The 15,730-nt window shown below is 46.0% G+C and carries 16 protein-coding genes; 8 read left to right on the forward strand and 8 right to left on the reverse strand.

Going from position 1 to position 15,730, the window contains the following annotated elements; all coding sequences use genetic code 11:
- Positions 1-9: 9 nt before the first annotated feature.
- A complete protein-coding gene (locus ACLWBB_RS14545) occupies positions 10-777 on the forward strand; it encodes a substrate-binding domain-containing protein (protein ID WP_413288269.1) in 768 nt (255 codons plus the stop codon).
- A 21-nt stretch (positions 778-798) separates the two neighbouring features.
- Here the strand turns inward: ACLWBB_RS14545 and ACLWBB_RS14550 are convergent, their stop codons facing one another.
- Positions 799-1,032 (reverse strand): hypothetical protein, encoded by a 234-nt coding sequence (locus ACLWBB_RS14550; RefSeq protein WP_413288270.1) that lies wholly within the window; start codon positions 1,030-1,032, stop codon positions 799-801.
- A gap of 119 nt (positions 1,033-1,151) precedes the next feature.
- Entirely contained in the window at positions 1,152-1,802 is a 651-nt protein-coding gene (locus ACLWBB_RS14555; protein ID WP_413288271.1) for a matrixin family metalloprotease, read from the reverse strand.
- A 721-nt stretch (positions 1,803-2,523) separates the two neighbouring features.
- Between ACLWBB_RS14555 and ACLWBB_RS14560 the strand changes: the two genes are divergently transcribed.
- Positions 2,524-3,522, forward strand: a complete 999-nt coding sequence (locus ACLWBB_RS14560; protein WP_413288272.1) for an isocitrate/isopropylmalate dehydrogenase family protein — start codon at positions 2,524-2,526, stop codon at positions 3,520-3,522.
- On the opposite strand, the gene ACLWBB_RS14565 is transcribed toward ACLWBB_RS14560, so the two are convergent.
- From ACLWBB_RS14565 to ACLWBB_RS14575, 3 genes are all read right to left on the reverse strand, one after another.
- A complete protein-coding gene (locus ACLWBB_RS14565) occupies positions 3,491-5,749 on the reverse strand; it encodes an RDD family protein (RefSeq protein WP_413288273.1) in 2,259 nt (752 codons plus the stop codon). The two genes, ACLWBB_RS14560 and ACLWBB_RS14565, sit on opposite strands and share 32 nt — an antisense overlap.
- Positions 5,736-7,247 carry a rhomboid family intramembrane serine protease gene (locus ACLWBB_RS14570; protein ID WP_413288274.1) on the reverse strand — a complete coding sequence of 504 codons (1,512 nt, stop codon included), beginning with the start codon at positions 7,245-7,247 and terminating at the stop codon, positions 5,736-5,738. The genes ACLWBB_RS14565 and ACLWBB_RS14570 overlap by 14 nt, the downstream gene beginning before the upstream one ends.
- 190 nt (positions 7,248-7,437) lie before the next feature.
- Positions 7,438-8,334 (reverse strand): Hsp33 family molecular chaperone HslO, encoded by an 897-nt coding sequence (locus ACLWBB_RS14575; RefSeq protein ID WP_413288275.1) that lies wholly within the window; start codon positions 8,332-8,334, stop codon positions 7,438-7,440.
- Between the two features lie 64 nt (positions 8,335-8,398).
- Here ACLWBB_RS14575 and ACLWBB_RS14580 point away from each other — a divergent pair, with 64 nt between their 5' ends.
- From ACLWBB_RS14580 to ACLWBB_RS14600, 5 genes are all read left to right on the forward strand, one after another.
- Complete coding sequence (locus ACLWBB_RS14580) at positions 8,399-8,893, forward strand: histidine phosphatase family protein (RefSeq protein WP_413288276.1); 495 nt, start codon at positions 8,399-8,401, stop codon at positions 8,891-8,893.
- Positions 8,890-9,480, forward strand: a complete 591-nt coding sequence (locus tag ACLWBB_RS14585; RefSeq protein WP_413288277.1) for a fumarylacetoacetate hydrolase family protein — start codon at positions 8,890-8,892, stop codon at positions 9,478-9,480. The genes ACLWBB_RS14580 and ACLWBB_RS14585 overlap by 4 nt, the downstream gene beginning before the upstream one ends.
- 53 nt (positions 9,481-9,533) lie before the next feature.
- Positions 9,534-9,941 carry a YkgJ family cysteine cluster protein gene (locus ACLWBB_RS14590; RefSeq protein WP_413288278.1) on the forward strand — a complete coding sequence of 136 codons (408 nt, stop codon included), beginning with the start codon at positions 9,534-9,536 and terminating at the stop codon, positions 9,939-9,941.
- 101 nt (positions 9,942-10,042) lie between these two features.
- Positions 10,043-10,375, forward strand: coding sequence for a cysteine rich repeat-containing protein (locus tag ACLWBB_RS14595; protein ID WP_413288279.1), 333 nt, complete (start codon positions 10,043-10,045; stop codon positions 10,373-10,375).
- A gap of 211 nt (positions 10,376-10,586) precedes the next feature.
- Positions 10,587-11,090, forward strand: a complete 504-nt coding sequence (locus ACLWBB_RS14600) for an ankyrin repeat domain-containing protein (protein WP_413288280.1) — start codon at positions 10,587-10,589, stop codon at positions 11,088-11,090.
- On the opposite strand, the gene ACLWBB_RS14605 is transcribed toward ACLWBB_RS14600, so the two are convergent.
- The 3 genes from ACLWBB_RS14605 to ACLWBB_RS14615 form a co-directional block, all read right to left on the reverse strand.
- Positions 11,044-11,526, reverse strand: coding sequence for a hypothetical protein (locus ACLWBB_RS14605; protein ID WP_413288281.1), 483 nt, complete (start codon positions 11,524-11,526; stop codon positions 11,044-11,046). The two genes, ACLWBB_RS14600 and ACLWBB_RS14605, sit on opposite strands and share 47 nt — an antisense overlap.
- A 120-nt stretch (positions 11,527-11,646) precedes the next feature.
- Positions 11,647-12,219: a GNAT family N-acetyltransferase gene (locus ACLWBB_RS14610; RefSeq protein ID WP_413288282.1), complete on the reverse strand. Its 573-nt coding sequence runs from the start codon at positions 12,217-12,219 to the stop codon at positions 11,647-11,649.
- 86 nt (positions 12,220-12,305) lie between these two features.
- Positions 12,306-12,617 (reverse strand): hypothetical protein, encoded by a 312-nt coding sequence (locus ACLWBB_RS14615; RefSeq protein ID WP_413288283.1) that lies wholly within the window; start codon positions 12,615-12,617, stop codon positions 12,306-12,308.
- A 163-nt stretch (positions 12,618-12,780) separates the two neighbouring features.
- Between ACLWBB_RS14615 and pruA the strand changes: the two genes are divergently transcribed.
- The gene (gene pruA / locus ACLWBB_RS14620; RefSeq protein WP_413288284.1) at positions 12,781-15,729 is read left to right on the forward strand and encodes an L-glutamate gamma-semialdehyde dehydrogenase; all 2,949 of its coding nucleotides are present in this window, start codon (positions 12,781-12,783) and stop codon (positions 15,727-15,729) included.
- Position 15,730 lies beyond the last annotated feature (1 nt).

The raw sequence follows: 15,730 nt of genomic DNA on the forward strand, positions 1-15,730 counted from the left end.
AGAGGATCTATGAAATACTGCATGCTCATTCTAACTCTAGTACTTAGCCTTTCCTCTTTTGCCGCCGACGACAAAAAAGAGACTTTAAAAATCTACGGCTCTGAAGGACCTACTCCTCCCGTTCGTGAAGCTGCGGATGCGTTTGCAGCTGCAAACAATATCCAAATGGAAGTCATCAGCACACCTCTCGACAAATGGCGCCCACAAGCTCGCAAAGACGCTGATATTATCTATAGTGGCTCTGAAAATGTGATGGACACCTATAACGATGATCTCGGCATCCTCGATGATAAAACTATTACGACATTATTCATGCGCCCTGCCGCACTTTTAGTGCGTAAAGGGAATCCTAAAAAGATTAAAGGCATTCGTGATCTTCTGCAAAAAGATGTGAAAGTTATTACTGTCAACGGCCAAGGCCAAGTAGCGCTGTGGGAAGACATCGTTGGACGCCTGAAAGACGTTCAAGCGCTCAGCGACTTCCGCAAGCGCATTGTCTTCACCGCAAGAAATTCCTCGGAAGCCACCGTCTATTGGAAAAACCATGAGGAAGTGGATGTTTGGATTGCGTTTAACACCTGGGCGAAACGTGAAGATGTCATCACCGCCGACGTGGTGAACATCGAAAAAGATCTTATCGTCTATCGCAGCATGGGTGCCGCAGTGACAACCATCACGAATCAAAGAGAACTGTCTCTAAAATTTATTGAATTTCTAAAAACACCGGAAGCAGAGAAGATTTTTAAAGCTCAGGGGTGGTTTAAAAAAGAAAAATAAAGGCGCTAAGGTCGACAGGAATTAGTCGACCTTCATTACGTAGCGGATTTCGCGATTTAGAAATGTAAGACGTGAAGCCAGATCCGTCAAAACTTGAAGGTTTGTTCTAAGCTGAGTCAAAGCGTCCACTTCAAGAATCGGAGAATCTTCCATCTCATGATATGAACGGTGCTCGGCCATAGAACCCGCCATCAGATCGGATTCCAAGACTTCAACGATGTTAAGACTTTCTGCGTTCTTGTCATTAAGTCTCATGCTGTTTCTCCTTCATTATACGACTTCTAGTATTTCTCGTCGCACAATCATCAAGTCTAGTTAACAAATTCCAAGCTCCACAACTTAAATTATCTTACATAAAGAATTTACAGATAGAGCTAATACTCACACTGCACTGCCGATCGATCGGTATCCGGGATATTCGTTCGATCTGTGTTACTTGCCAAATAAGTGGCCATAACACTGGCGTCTTTGTCTTTATGCTTTAGGCCCAAAACGTGACCTAATTCATGAATGACAAGGGCTTCGATGTTGATAGCGTTTGCGGGTTCAGGGGTCGTAGAGCCAGGTTGATTCCAGTAGTATGCAAAATAAGGGAGTTTCGTGACAGGATTCGTAGCGGCATTGATGCGCATGTCCGCTTCTTTAATTTGATCTCCGATCCAGTAGATCGAAGTGCGCGCTTGTTCCGACCCTTTGTCAGATTCCCACGTGTTGAAATAGTATATGACATTTTTGCTGTCTTTTTGTGGATTAATTGGTCCAGAAACCCTTTGATTTGTAACAATATTAAATAACTTTTTACCGGATGCATCCTGCCAAGTGCCCGCAGCTGACTCTATCGCACGGACATATTCAGCAGGAACGGATTCATGCAAATACATTGTGACCGGAACTTCACCCTTCCATGAAATGCGTTCGCCATAGACGTTTTGCACGAAACCGCAGTCTTCCTGTGGTTTCGGAGCGCAGCCTTGAAGCAGCGTCGCTAATAAAGGTAGAAGTAAGAAGGCAAGGTACTTCCGCATGAAAGAGGTTCTCCTACAAATCTGTAATACAAAGCTGAGGCCAGCAGAAGAAAGCGCGCAATCGTTACATAGGTATTTGATTCTTTTGAAGTTTTTTGGAATTGCCCGTTTTTCAACATTTGTCCCGAGGACCAGTTAGGCCTCTGAGAACACCCCCGAAAAACAGTTAAGTATTTGGAATAGCTCGACTAATTAGATGTTGGTTTTCTAACAGGGGTTGGGCCGCGAATTGTTCTGCGTAAGCAGCTTCATCATAAGTTTTTGTGAAGGGACCCATAACCCCGACCCCAGAGACAAAAACACACTCATTTTAGGGGCTTAGTTGAGCACGACCTCCGACCAGAGTGACACCACCACCTTAAGTGTATGAAATTACTAGCAATCTCATTTTGGTACGGCCCTTGCTTAAGGATATTAGTAACTTACCCAGCTCCTCCACAGTCGTGGAAACCTAGAGCTGACAATACCAATCACAGATCCCACCCATGGCAGGCCGGAGGAAGCAAAGCTCCCCACCCCGGCTCTCGCGCGCGTTTTTGGATTAGAGCTAGCCAAAGCCTCAATTTATTATTAGAAGCTATCCCATAAATCCAAACTCAGCGTTGTTCGTCGTCGCAGTACGCTATGTACAGCTTCCTCCTCACGCCTTGACTTTGGATTTATGGGACAGCTTCTAGCACATGGCCCATCCAAAAATCTCAAATTGAAGGAATCTTCCAATATGAAAAAAGTGACCATTATTCCTGGTGACGGCATCGGCCCCGAAATTATGACTCAGGTGGTTCGTGTCCTTAAACAAGTTCAAGCCCCTTTCGAGTACGAAGAATTCGACGCTGGTGAAGTAGCCCTTTCTAAACACGGCTCTCTACTTCCGGCAGCGACCATCGCCTCTATTGAAAAAACACAATTGGCAATCAAAGGCCCAACGACGACACCAGTGGGTGGCGGGCATAAATCTATCAACGTCAGCATGAGACAACAATTCGACCTTTACGCCAATGTTCGTCCTGTGCGCGTATTGCCAAATGTTCCATGCGTTTGCTCTGAGGTAGATCTGACCATCGTGCGTGAAAATACCGAAGACTTGTATGCTGGTATCGAGCGTATGGTTGATGAAAATACCGCCGAGAGTATCAAACGCATCACGCGTAAAGGCTCTGAGCGTATCGTTCGTTACGCGTTTGAACTGGCTCGTAAAACTGGCAAGAAAAACGTTGCTGTTGTTCACAAAGCCAACATTATGAAAATGTCTGATGGTTTATTCTTGAAAGTGGCTCAGGAAGTTGCACAAGAATATTCTGAAATCAAAATGCGCGATGTAATCGTTGATAACGCCTGCATGCAGTTGGTAACTAAACCTCAGCAATTTGAAATCATTGTGACGCAAAATCTTTACGGAGATATCTTGAGTGATCTTTGCGCGGGTCTTGTCGGTGGTTTGGGCGTCGTTCCTGGTGCCAACATCGGTTACAAAGCTGCGATCTTCGAAGCTGTTCACGGTTCTGCACCAGATATCGCTGGCCAAAACAAAGCCAATCCTACGGCTTTGCTACAGTCTGCAGTGATGATGCTTCAGCACGTGGGTGAAAACGCGAAAGCAGATGCGATCATGAATGCTTTGGTTGAGACTTTGAAAGACGTGAATGCTCGCACTGCTGATCTTGGTGGTCGTGGAAATACGACAAGCTTTACTGAGGCGATTCTGCAGAAACTTCGCTAGCAAGTTTTCTCTGCATATTCGGAGTCAGTTGATTTTTTAAACCAGGATTCGCTTTAACGGCAGACTTAATATAGTCCCACCATTTTTGTGCATCCTGGTCTTTCTTGAGGGCTTCGTAAGATCTAAGCAAGCCCTCTGCATCCCCGATATCTTTTCTGGCATTAAATGCGGACTCAAAATTCTGAGCTGCTTGTTCAGGATTGCTCGAGTACAAATACACCCAGGCTTTCATATTATAGAAAGATCCGAGTTCTGCAGGTGTTACGCCTTCCGTAATTACCGGAGCTGCCTCAAGAAGCACTTTTGCTTCCGCAAACTTTCCTTGTTTCATCAGATTTTTTGCTTCAGACACAACTGTCTTCATAAGCTCTGCCGGAGTGGTTGGTACTTTCGCGACTTCCGGAGTTGGGCTTGTCCCCGGTGTTGGTGTTGGCGTTGGACTGGTCGCTGCGACTACCGCTGGACTTGCTGCAGGTACCGCGGCAACAGGTGCTGTTGCTGGCGGAGTTTCTTCTTTTGTAGGCTCTTCGGCAACAACAGGCTCAGCTTTTTTGCCTGCCGCTGCAGCCAACATAGTGGCAAGGCTTCCGCCACTTTTTCCTGACTGTACGACTTTTTCAAGTGGCTTTAAGCTTTCCACTTCTGTCGGTTGTAAACTTGCAACCGGTTTTTGGAAGCAAAGATCTGAGATCATCTCTTGAGTCGAAGCAAAAGCCGGAGCAATTTGTTTGGTGCCGTGTAGTTCATAGCCAAAAAGATCATCCAAAGTTGCCTCTTTAGCAAAAACCACCTGGCCGAAATCCAAAACTGGCAAAGGCATCATACGGAAATTGAACTGGCGATCCGCTCTTGCAAGCGATGGGCCCTTTTCAGCGTCTGGTTTAAACTCTTGCCCACACACCTTCACGCCATATTCGACCTGCAATGTAGAAAGCATATCCATAACGGTGGTACCCTGGGAAGTAAGCTTCATATTCAGCTCATCCACAGGTACAGACATTTTAAACATCTCATTCAAAGTCAGCTGATCCACTTGCGCGGTCAGTTTTTCAGCGGCGTAATTGATTTTGATCTTATCAATGACCAAACCTGCTTCGATTTTTGTGTTCTTTGGATTTTTAGCAATTGTGCCGTTTACGTGGAAATCAACCGGAGCTTTTAACATAGGTAAAAACTCTGGCGTCACTCCGCCGGTGGCCTTGCCAATTTCTACTCGGCCAAAAGAGGATCTTACATCGACTGCCTTCACCAAGAAGCCCACGATTTGGAAGTTCATCTCGTTCACATAAAGCTCTTTATCGGCGACCGCAAGATTCTTCACCGAGAACTCCTGCAAGTGCGACAGAACTTTTTTGTTGTGCTCAAAGTAGATATTCTTCAGATGAAACTTTGCCATCGTCAGGTTCCGAACATTCGTCCCCGAATCCTGAAACTGCGCCACGGCCAACAGATTTGCGAAAATCACCATCAAAGAGAAATCGGCAGGAACTTCGATATGTCCCTCTTCAGCAGTGATTTTTTCGATATAAAACACGTTGTCAGTCAGTAACGCCCACAGATTAAACTTCACATCTAGCGAAGAGACATTAAACTTCTGACCAGCATCATTACGGCTGATATTTTCAAAACGCAGGCCACCAGCTAAACTTCCTGAAAGCTCGCCGACTTGAATACCTGAGGCTTCGATTTTCTCTTTGATTGAATCTAGTGGCAGTGACGTATACAAGAACGCCACCGTGATCAGCGCGACACCCGCAGGAATCGAAATAATTGCTAAGAAAATCTGCTGCACTTTTTGCGCGGTGGTTTTTTCTTCTTCCCACACTAATGAAAGCACTTCCGTGCCGCCCATTGAATCATGCCATGTTCTGCGATCTGGATGAAAATACGCCCAGATATAACCCAAGAAGAATGGGATACTGCTAACCCACTTCCCGACGACTTCTCGTAAAATCGCCTGTCCCCAACTGACTGTCCCTTTAGGTTGTCCTTTGGGAACTACTTTAAGATTTAGAAGTTTTTTACCAATTGTTTGACCTGACGCTTTTGTCGGATAGACAAAATATAAAATCGAAACAATAAAACAAAGCCCCAATAAAATTCCCGGAGTGGCAAATTCTGGAGCTGTCTTTTCAATACCAATACTCAACGCCTGCCAGAGGGCACCAAAGATAATCATATCCAAGTTCATTGCGGCAAATCGCGAAGAGATACTAGCTGGCTGCACTTCTCTCTCCTTTGTGAACTTGGTGGATTAACTGACGAAGCTGCGTCTGGAAATGATTGTCCGGATGATGATCCGCATAGACCAATAAGACTTCCAAGATCTGAGCCTTCACTTCGTGTTCTAATTTTTCAATCTTATCAAAAATACGCATGATCTGAGTTTTGATCTCGGGCGCTTTCACATGGGCCGCGTATTTTACAAAAAACAAATCATAGAACCGAAGGCTTTGGACAATGTCCCCTTCCGCCTGGAACTGTTCTGCGCGGTCGATGATCTCGCCCGGGCCTAGTTTCATTTCTAGCATCGAAAGATTCCAGCTAAGCGGTATCATGCCGACAATTTCACGAGCCAGATCATACTTTTCGTTTTTCTCTTTATAGGCAAGACAGCTTTGTACAAGCTCGGTGACAAAGGCCAAATCTTCTTTCGAGAAGCTCGCAAGATGGAAGTTTTGTTTGTTCAAGTAAATGAAAAGACCACGGAACGCGTAGAAACTTTCTTTGTTCACGCTATAAATGCGACGGAAGATGGCGATTTTTTCTTCCACAACTTCGGCTTCTTTCGCTTCATAGTAGAGATTCTGTTCTTGTGCGAACAGGAAGCTCTTTTTAAGAGGAAAAAGATCCATCTGCATATATGCAAAAATAAACCCGATTAAGAAGCCCGTCAAATGTGCTAAGTGAGCAACCCCACTTCCAGCCCCGACCATACCAACAACATCACTTAAAAGTAAAAACAAACCAATATAGAGCCACGCTGGCATCAAGATCATACGGTTATAGACAAATCCTACGCTCATCAAACAGCGCATCTTCTCGCGCCAGAAGTAAACCGCAAACGCACCGATCGCAGCACTGACCGCTCCAGAGGCTCCGAACAACCGAACTCCCATAGGCAAGAATGGCAACTGCAAATAGTTCGAACCAAGCCCGCCCAGCGTATAGAGCACCATTAAACCAAAAAAGCCAATGCGTTGTTCAAGGAAGACCGCAAACAATGCAAAGATCACCATATTTCCAACCAGATGCACCCAACCTTCGTGAGTCATCATCGCTTTGAGCGAAGCAACAATCTTTGCGTTGCCACGAATGAAAACATGATCTGCTTTCGAGGTCTCAAGACTTTTCTTTAAGTATGTTTCGCGAGCATCGACATAGGCTTGATATTCAGGAACGCCAGCGTACTCGGTGTTTCTTAGCTTTTTGTCGATACGATCATCAGAAAGCCACGTGACCAGAGTACGAATTTCTATGAAGGACTGCTTAGAGAATTCTTTTTGATAAGCTTTGATGAAATTTTTAAGATCAAAAAGATCTTTATCAGTCAGATGTGCGGACAAAAATTTACAAACGTCCTCTTCGTACTTTGCAGGACAAGAAGCCACCAATAAATTTTTACGAGCCTCGAGCATTTTTGAATCAAGCATCGCTTGACGAACATGGCGGATATACAAAGAATTTTCAGAAAAATAGAAACCCGAGACAACGAACGTCGCCACAATGATTAGTGCAGTGGCTATGGGCCACTTTATAATTCGACTTTGAAGTCCTAAGGGTATCAGAAACATACATATATTTATCGCCCTTAGGACCAATGTACTTGATAGGCATTGTCCTTTTTGGACTGCCAGAAAAGGTCTAGATCTCAGACCAAGCTGGAGCTTGGTCTGGATTTATCTTGAGTATTGTTTAATGAAGACTGCCTTTATGGAGTTTATCCTTCAGTTCTGAAAGCTCAGGTACTGGAACTTCATAAGGACGACCACACATTTGGCATACCACTTCTGCAGGTTCGTTCTTCATGATCATGTCTTCAAGTTCTGCGATACCCAAAGTTTCAAGAGCACGCACGACGCGATCTTTCGTACAAGGGCAGTAATATTCAACCGAGTGATCGTGATCAAGCTCCGTGAATGGAATACCTTCCATATAAGGCTTCACCAAATCAACAGGCTGAGCTCCATCCAAAAGCATTTTTGAAATATTCTCAGTGAACTTCTCTGCATTTTTTTGAATTTTATCGACCAAGGCTTCTTCCACACCCGGCATCACTTCCAAAATCACGCCACCTGCCGCACGAACTTGTCCATAGGTGTCTAAATAAACTCCGAGTGAAACAAGGCTGCGAATTTGATGAGATTGAATCAGATAGTGAGCGATATCGTCGCCGATTTCGCCGCTGACCATTTCCACTGTTCCGTTGTGTGGCTGCTTTTGGAATGGCAAATGGCGGGTCACAGTCAACATGCCCTTCCCCATATGAGTTGCCAGCTTCAATCCACCCTCATAATTTGCGGGCTCAAAAACCGGAACCGGAGAATAACCACGGACTTGTCCCTCGAAATTAGCTTCAGCATAAACAGCCGTCAAAGGGCCATCGCCTTTAAAATACAATCCAACCTGTTGGCCCTCTTTCAGATGGCTTGCCATCAATAGGGCGCCAGTCATTGCACGGCCCACAGCCACGGTCGGAAGCGGATAGGTTTGTTGAAGTTTCTGCATTTCCGCAACCACTGCTGTAGAGTTTACCGCTGCAATGCGAATCGTAAAATCATTAGATACAAAGCGGTGAACTTTTTCTTTCATGGGACTCTCCAGACAGTGAGTGTCAAAGGTATCAAAAAAGCGAAATAAAAGCAATATTAGGAGAATGAAAGTCTACCTTTTTCGCCACGGACAAAAAAACTCTCTCCCCTTCGAAGACCCTGATTTAACGGCTTTTGGACATCAACAAGCCAACAAATTAGCAGAGCTGATTCGCAACGGAGATCTGTTGAAAGGAACTCAGTTCCTGGCGTCCCCGCGTATTCGCGCACAAAGTACACTGCGCCCTGCTTCTGCGCTATGCGAAGCTAGTTTGCAAGTCATCAGTGATCTGGATCAGCGCACTTCTTATGAAAGCGCCGAGGCCTTTCGCGCACGCATTAATCAGACACTCAACTCGCTTGAAAAAAAATTTTCTTCTCACGACGTGGTTTACTTGTGCTCTCACCACGATTGGATCGAAGAATCTTTGTCCCTGATTCCTGCAGACACGGATTTGTTGGATTCTCGCTACTGGAGCTGGCGCCCCGCCCAGTATATGCAATTCGAAGTGGTCGATGGGCTTTGGCATCTTAAAAATTTCAACAAGGTGGAACCATGATCATTCGAAATATTTGGGCTATTGGCAGAAACTACGCAGAACACGCAAAAGAACTCGGCAACGAAATTCCCAGCGAACCTTTGATTTTTCTAAAAGCCGGCAGTTGCGCCGTAATGAATTCTTCTGAATTCTCTTTGCCAACGTGGACCACAGATATTCATCATGAAGTGGAGCTTGCTTTGGTCTTTGATGATCAGCTGCAAATTCAAAAAGCGGCTGTAGCTTTGGATATTACTGAAAGAACTTTACAGGGCAAATTGAAAGCTAAAGGCTCGCCATGGACCTTGGCAAAATCCTTTCCTCAATCGTGCCCTATTTCAGATTTTTTCCCTGTGAAAAACTTGGACGAACTTAAATCTCTTGATATCTCGCTCACGGTCAATGGTGAGCTTCGCCAAAAAGGGAATACCTCTCAGATGATTTTCTCTTTGGAACAGCAGATTGAATACGTGCGTGCGCATTTCCCAGTTTGCCCAGGAGACGTGCTTTTAACGGGCACTCCTTCTGGCGTTGGGCCCGTAAAGCGCGGAGACCAATTGGTTGCAGAAATCAGCGGGAAGATCCGCAAAAACTGGAAGGTCACCTAGACCTTTTCGGGGTTTCTATTGCCCGCCTTAGAGCCACATAGAATACTTTTTATGTGGCACAAACTCCGACCCAACACCCCTGCCTCAGCTGTGGCGCTTGTTGCGCGTACTTTCGCGTAGCCTTCTATTGGCGCGAAGCCGAACCCGACGGCATCTGGAAAGTCCCTGTAAAACTGACTGTTGATCTTGATTCCACCTATCGCTGCATGAAGGGCACCGAGGTCAAACATCAAAACAAATGTGTGGCGCTGACCGGTCGTATTGGCAAGGACGCCCACTGCTCTATTTATCAAAATCGCCCTACTCCGTGCCGCAACTTTATGGCCTCTTACGAAGATGGGACGCACAATCCCCGCTGCGATGAAGCCCGCAATCGGCATGGCCTGCGCCCTCTATGCAAATCTGATTACCCACCTGCTCCTGAAACTCCGGCAGGCACGCCCCAGGTTGAGAAAACATAGTCCATCTTCTTTCCATAGTTAGAATTCACGCATTTTTTTTGATTGCTTCCATTTTTGCTCAAAGCTTGGTGACTACACTGAGAGCATCAAAGGAGGTATTTATGAAAACTGTTTCTACTGTCTCTCGTATCCTCATCTTGAGTTTTATTGTGGCGCTTTCTGCTTATGCCGCCGAGGACAAGCACCCCCAACGCCCGTCCCGTGCTGAGCTTGAACAGCGGCTCGAAAATTTAAGAACTGCTTGTGCTGACGACATAGCTGCACTTTGTAGCGACGCCGAAGGGCCTCAAGTGATTCGCTGTTTGAAAGAAAATAGTGATTCACTCACGGTGGCTACATGCCAACAAGAAGTGGCGCAAATTCCAAATCGTCCGCCACACCATCCTCGCCCACCAGGTGGTGAATGCAACCAAGCTCCTGAAGCTGCTGAATAAGCTCCCTGCCCGCAAAAAGAGAGGAAGGGATTTCCCTTTCTCCGTCCCTTCCTCTCTTTCTTTTGCGACCTTTCGGTGACGGATTTATCTTAAGTCTCAAGATTTCTATGTTACAAAATCCACTTTTGTGTTCTTAGTCAAAATCGGGTTATTAAGCTCAAAGCTCTTCTTTAATTTTTTTATGCTAAATCCAATCATCAGGAGGCAACATATGAACAGCTTAGAACGACCCGAGTTTGATTGGGCCCGAGAGGGAAATCGCTTTGCTCTTGCCGAATTTCTGCGCACAGGCGGCGACATCAATACCAAAAACCAAAAGGGTTACTCTCTCTTAATGTTGGCAGCTTACAATGATCATTGGAGTACATGTGCGTGGCTCATGCAAAAGGGCGCTGATATTAACTCGATTGATATTTCGGGCAATAGCGTTTTGATGGGTGCTTGTTTTAAGGGTCATGTACGCATCGTGAAACTGCTTTTAAGTTCTGGCGCTGACCCGTTCCTGCAGAACTGCTACAACATGACGGCTTTGGATTTAGCGAGAGCGTTTGGTCGCCAAGAAGTGGTCAGAGTTCTGACTGAAGAGCCGTTCTTACGTGGCGGTCAACGCATGTCGAATGTTGTAAAGCTGATGGCAAAAAGACGCAGCCATCTTTCTGCCGTGAGTGCTACTTCACCATACATGGGTACGTCGCAAGACGATTCCCCAAGCTAAAGAATACTATACCACCTTTGCCATCATGAATAACTCGAAGCCAGTGATCATAGCCATCATGGGCTTCGATCTTTATTTCTTCGCCAGCACCGCTCCAGTGATTAGATACATATTTTGTCCCGTACTTTGCTATTTCGGCAGGGATCAACACTTTGATTTTAGTATCAGCAAAAAGGCCACGCGGATAGTAAGTGATTTCAAGAATCTCTACGAGTTTTTTACCTGTCGAAAAGCGACGCTCTTCTTTGATGGAGCGAACCTTCAGATCGCACTTCATATGCGGCGCCAATTTCCCCGCATGCAAAAGTTTGGCGATGTTATCGAACTCATCAATTCTGAGGGGACGTTCTGCTGCTGCCTCTTCAGAGACAAATTCTTGAGCCTGAGTTGAAATCGCAAGCAGACTTGTGAGAACGCAAAACACTATGACACGCATAAACTTCTCCTTGTGAAGTCATTTAAGCCGTTTCCATAGTATCGGACCAATCAATAAATCTAATGAGAATGATAAGAAGTTTCAGGGATCCGGCAAGCCCGAAGTGCCGGGTCCTGTCACCTACGTAGTCAAAAATTCAGACTTTAAGAGACCGTAAACATCCAGGTCGTAAAAGGCTCCGTTCTTGAACGTTTCTTGGCGAAGCGTCCCTTCGTGCTTCATGCCAATTTTCTGCATGACCTTCCCCGAAGCTGGATTATGAGTAAGATGTCTCGAAGTGATTTTATTAAGTCCCATGTTTTTAAAGGCAAAATCTACACAGACACGTGAAGCCTCGGTGATATACCCCTTGCTCCAGTGTTGTGGCGTCAGCCAATACCCGATCTCGCCCTTCTGATGTGTCTTCGCGATCATGATACCAACACAACCAATGAGCTCGCCTGTTTCTTTCAGCGTCACGGCCATTGTTAACCCAACGCCGGTTGCAAAATGTTCGGGATGCTTTTGGATCCACGATTCAGCTAAGCCATCAGGATAAGGATACGGAATCGTCCCCGTTAGATCACTGATGACCTTATCTCCGGCAAGCCGTTGCACCGTTTTCGCATCTTCAAGACGGAAAGGGCGCAAAATCAATCGCGCAGTTTCGAATGTAGGACGAGTGTCTGACTGGGGGACGGTTTGTGTTTCCATAAACAGATCATCGCAATGACCAAGCCCCTTGTAAAGCGCTGGCCACTACAATCAATGACAACAAAAAAGAAATCATAAGGCAGAACCTACTTCCGGGTTGGATCGCAATACTCCCAGGGAGCATAGCCGTGCAAGAACCACTCTTTCATGCTTCCTGCTGGCATGGTCATGAGGTCTTCCGCGGTATGATGCCAGTGCGGAGGAATCACCGAGTAGAAAAGATTATTGCCCATGCTCTTCACACGACGACCCGAAGAGTAAACATAATGGCGAAGACTGCCCTCTTTAGCGACCTTATCAGCGTCCGGGTGATAGTAAAAATAACGAAAATCCCGGGCGAGCTGGCCTAAATTCAAAGCAGTGTGCTTTAGATATTCTTCCGTAAACGATCTTTTCATGGGCGCTAAATTAGCCCTCTTGTCTCCCCAGATTCAACTAGATAGATTGGGGATATAAACGCCGCGTCAACAGCGTCCAGAGCCTCTATGACGACTCCGTAAAATCCTTGAGTTTTTGCTCTCACAGAGCGAATATGCGGGCCTCCAAATTGAGGTAAAAAATATGTCAGATGTTCAGGCTCAGATTCTGTCCAAAGGTGAGGAAATTCTCAAAAATATGGAAGGCCAATCGAAGGCGTCCATTTTCTCTAAGGACTTCTGGTATGGCTCCATCATGGAATGGAGCATGAAGAATGAAAAATTCAAAACGAACATGTTCCGTTTCGTCGACGTGTTGCCATCACTCAATTCAGGCGATGAAGTTTCTCGTCACTTGAAAGAATATTTCTCTGAAGACGGTGGCACACTTCCTCCGGTATTCAACGTCGGTCTTGGTTTGGGTTCTCTCGCTCCAGGCTTAATGGCAGGAGCCATCAAGAAAAACGTCGTCGGCATGGCAAAGATGTTCATCACTGGTGAAAACCCGGATGAAGCACTTCCAGTTCTTAAAAAAGCCCGCAAAAACAAAATGACTTTCACCGTAGATATTTTGGGTGAAGCGATTCTCTCTGAAAAAGAAGCTCAAGAATACACCAACAAATATGTTGAGCTTGTGACATGGCTCGCAAAAGACGCCGAGAAGTGGGACGAGATCCCGCAGATCGACCGCGATCACGAAGGTGCGATTCCAAAAGTAAACGTATCTGTGAAAATGACGGCTCTATATTCTCAGATCAAAGATCTTGCTTGGGACGAGACTAAGAAAATTTTGAAAGACCGTATGCGCCCTGTTTTCCGTCTTGGAATGGAAAAAGGCGTCTTCATCAACCTCGACATGGAACACTACGCTGTCAAACACATGACACTTGAAGTGTTCACAGAACTAATCAACGAGCCTGAGTTCAAAAATTACAAATATTTCGGAATCGTGATCCAAGCTTACCTTCGTGACTCTTTCGAAGACGTCAAAGCAATGACGGATTTCGCGCAAAAACGCGGAACTCCATTCTGGGTTCGCCTTGTGAAAGGTGCCTACTGGGATTACGAAACTATCGAAGCTGAACAACGTGGCTGGCCGATTCCGGTCTACACGAACAAAGCCGAATCTGATGCGAACTACGAAGTTTGCGCAAAGTACTTGCTTGAAAATATCAAACACATCCGCCCTGCCTTTGCTTCTCACAACGTCAGAACTTTGGCAGCTTGTATGATCTACGCTGAAAAGCTTGGGATTCCAAAAGCGGCGCTTGAGTTCCAAATGCTTTACGGGATGGCAGAACCGGTTAAGAAAACAATCGTGGATATGGGCTACCGCCTACGTGAATACGCTCCTGTCGGCGAATTGATTCCAGGCATGGCTTACCTTGTTCGCCGTTTGCTTGAAAACTCTTCGAATGAATCTTGGCTTCGTGGAAAATTCGCGGATAACAAATCCACAGCAGAACTTTTGAAAGACCCTGCTCAAGGTTTGACACCGACATCTTCACAAATCGCAAAAAAATCTAACAAGTTCTACAACGAACCTCTTTTGGATTTCGCTATTAAAGCGGATCGCGAGAAAATGCACAAAGCTTTGAATGAAGCTAAAGCCGCTTTGCCAGTGACTGTGCCTTTGATGATCAACAACAAAGAGATTCGCACTGAAAAGATCTTTGATCGCGTAAACCCTTCTGAGTCTGCGCAGGTCGTAGGTAAAATCCATATGGGTTCTACTGAGCACGCAGAACAAGCGATGCAGGCCGCACAAACGGCTTACAAAACTTGGAAGAACGTGCCAGCAGAACAAAGAGCGGCCTTGGTTGATAAGCTTGCAGATATTATGACTCGTGATCGTTTCAAATTGATTGCGACTCAGGTTTTGGAAGTTGGCAAACCATGGGCTGAAGCTGATGGTGATATCGGTGAAGCGATCGATTTCTGCCGTTACTACGCACGCGACATGAGAAACTTGCAAAAGCCACTTCGTGTTGGCGGCTTGCCTGGTGAAGTTTCTAATTACATCTACAAATCTCGCGGCGTTGTGGCCGTGATTGCTCCTTGGAATTTCCCTCTGGCGATTTTAGCCGGCATGGTGACTGCGGCAGCCGTCACTGGAAACACTGTTGTAATGAAACCTGCTGAGCAGTCTTCGGTGGTTGCTTGGGGTCTTATGAAAATGATCCAAGAAGCAGGCTTCCCGCAAGGTGTGATCAACTTCTTGCCTGGTTTCGGTGAAGAGGTTGGCGAATACATCGTGAACCACAAGTTCACGACAATGATCGCTTTCACGGGTTCTAAAGCCGTGGGCTTGCATATTTTAAATCGCGCTTCTCATGTTCAGTTGGGACAAACTCACGTCAAACGTTGCATCATCGAAATGGGTGGTAAAAACGCTCTGATCATCGATAACGATGCAGACTTGGATGAAGCTGTTGACGGCACTCTTTACTCTGCATTCGGTTTCAGCGGTCAGAAGTGCTCTGCTGCTAGCCGCGTGATCGTACTGGACGAAGTTTATGATCGTTTCACAGATCGCTTGGTTGAAGCGGCGAAGTCTATTGAGGTCCTACCTGCGGAAAATCCAAAAACTTACATGGGACCGGTTGTTGATAAAGAAGCATACGATCGTATTATGAATACGATTGCTGATGCCGAGAAAAATCACAAATTGCTCTTCAAAGGCCAAGTGCCAACGACGGGCTTCTTCGTGCCACCAACAATCTTCGGAAATGTTCCTGGTGATTCGAAATTGGCTCAGCAAGAAATCTTCGGTCCGGTTGTGGCTGTGATCCGCGCAAAGAATTTGGATGAAGCTCTTGAGATCGCAAACAGCACCGAGTACGCATTAACTGGTGGTATGTTCTCTCGTAGCCCTGCGAACATCGCGCGCGTGAAAGACGAGTTCGAAGTTGGTAACTTGTACATCAATCGAGGCATCACAGGTGCGATGGTGGATCGTCATCCATTCGGTGGTTTCAAAATGTCAGGCATTGGTTCAAAAACCGGCGGCCCTGATTACTTGAAGCAATACATGGAGCCAGCAGCAGTGACCGAGAACACTCTTCGTCGCGGCTTTGCTCCGGCTGAAGAATAGA

Source organism: Bdellovibrio sp. HCB337 (assembly GCF_047302465.1).
Taxonomy (GTDB): Bacteria; Bdellovibrionota; Bdellovibrionia; order Bdellovibrionales; family Bdellovibrionaceae; genus JACMRP01.

What these genes read in the sequence shown, in the direction of transcription:
- ACLWBB_RS14600 (WP_413288280.1), top strand. Translation starts at nt 10,587, where the DNA reads ATGAACAGCTTAGAACGACCCGAGTTTGATTGGGCCCGAGAGGGAAAT.
- ACLWBB_RS14610 (WP_413288282.1), bottom strand. Translation starts at nt 12,219, where the DNA reads ATGGAAACACAAACCGTCCCCCAGTCAGACACTCGTCCTACATTCGAA.
- ACLWBB_RS14550 (WP_413288270.1), bottom strand. Translation starts at nt 1,032, where the DNA reads ATGAGACTTAATGACAAGAACGCAGAAAGTCTTAACATCGTTGAAGTC.
- ACLWBB_RS14615 (WP_413288283.1), bottom strand. Translation starts at nt 12,617, where the DNA reads ATGAAAAGATCGTTTACGGAAGAATATCTAAAGCACACTGCTTTGAAT.
- ACLWBB_RS14555 (WP_413288271.1), bottom strand. Translation starts at nt 1,802, where the DNA reads ATGCGGAAGTACCTTGCCTTCTTACTTCTACCTTTATTAGCGACGCTG.
- ACLWBB_RS14575 (WP_413288275.1), bottom strand. Translation starts at nt 8,334, where the DNA reads ATGAAAGAAAAAGTTCACCGCTTTGTATCTAATGATTTTACGATTCGC.
- ACLWBB_RS14545 (WP_413288269.1), top strand. Translation starts at nt 10, where the DNA reads ATGAAATACTGCATGCTCATTCTAACTCTAGTACTTAGCCTTTCCTCT.
- ACLWBB_RS14585 (WP_413288277.1), top strand. Translation starts at nt 8,890, where the DNA reads ATGATCATTCGAAATATTTGGGCTATTGGCAGAAACTACGCAGAACAC.
- ACLWBB_RS14595 (WP_413288279.1), top strand. Translation starts at nt 10,043, where the DNA reads ATGAAAACTGTTTCTACTGTCTCTCGTATCCTCATCTTGAGTTTTATT.
- ACLWBB_RS14605 (WP_413288281.1), bottom strand. Translation starts at nt 11,526, where the DNA reads ATGCGTGTCATAGTGTTTTGCGTTCTCACAAGTCTGCTTGCGATTTCA.
- ACLWBB_RS14560 (WP_413288272.1), top strand. Translation starts at nt 2,524, where the DNA reads ATGAAAAAAGTGACCATTATTCCTGGTGACGGCATCGGCCCCGAAATT.
- ACLWBB_RS14580 (WP_413288276.1), top strand. Translation starts at nt 8,399, where the DNA reads ATGAAAGTCTACCTTTTTCGCCACGGACAAAAAAACTCTCTCCCCTTC.
- pruA (WP_413288284.1), top strand. Translation starts at nt 12,781, where the DNA reads ATGTCAGATGTTCAGGCTCAGATTCTGTCCAAAGGTGAGGAAATTCTC.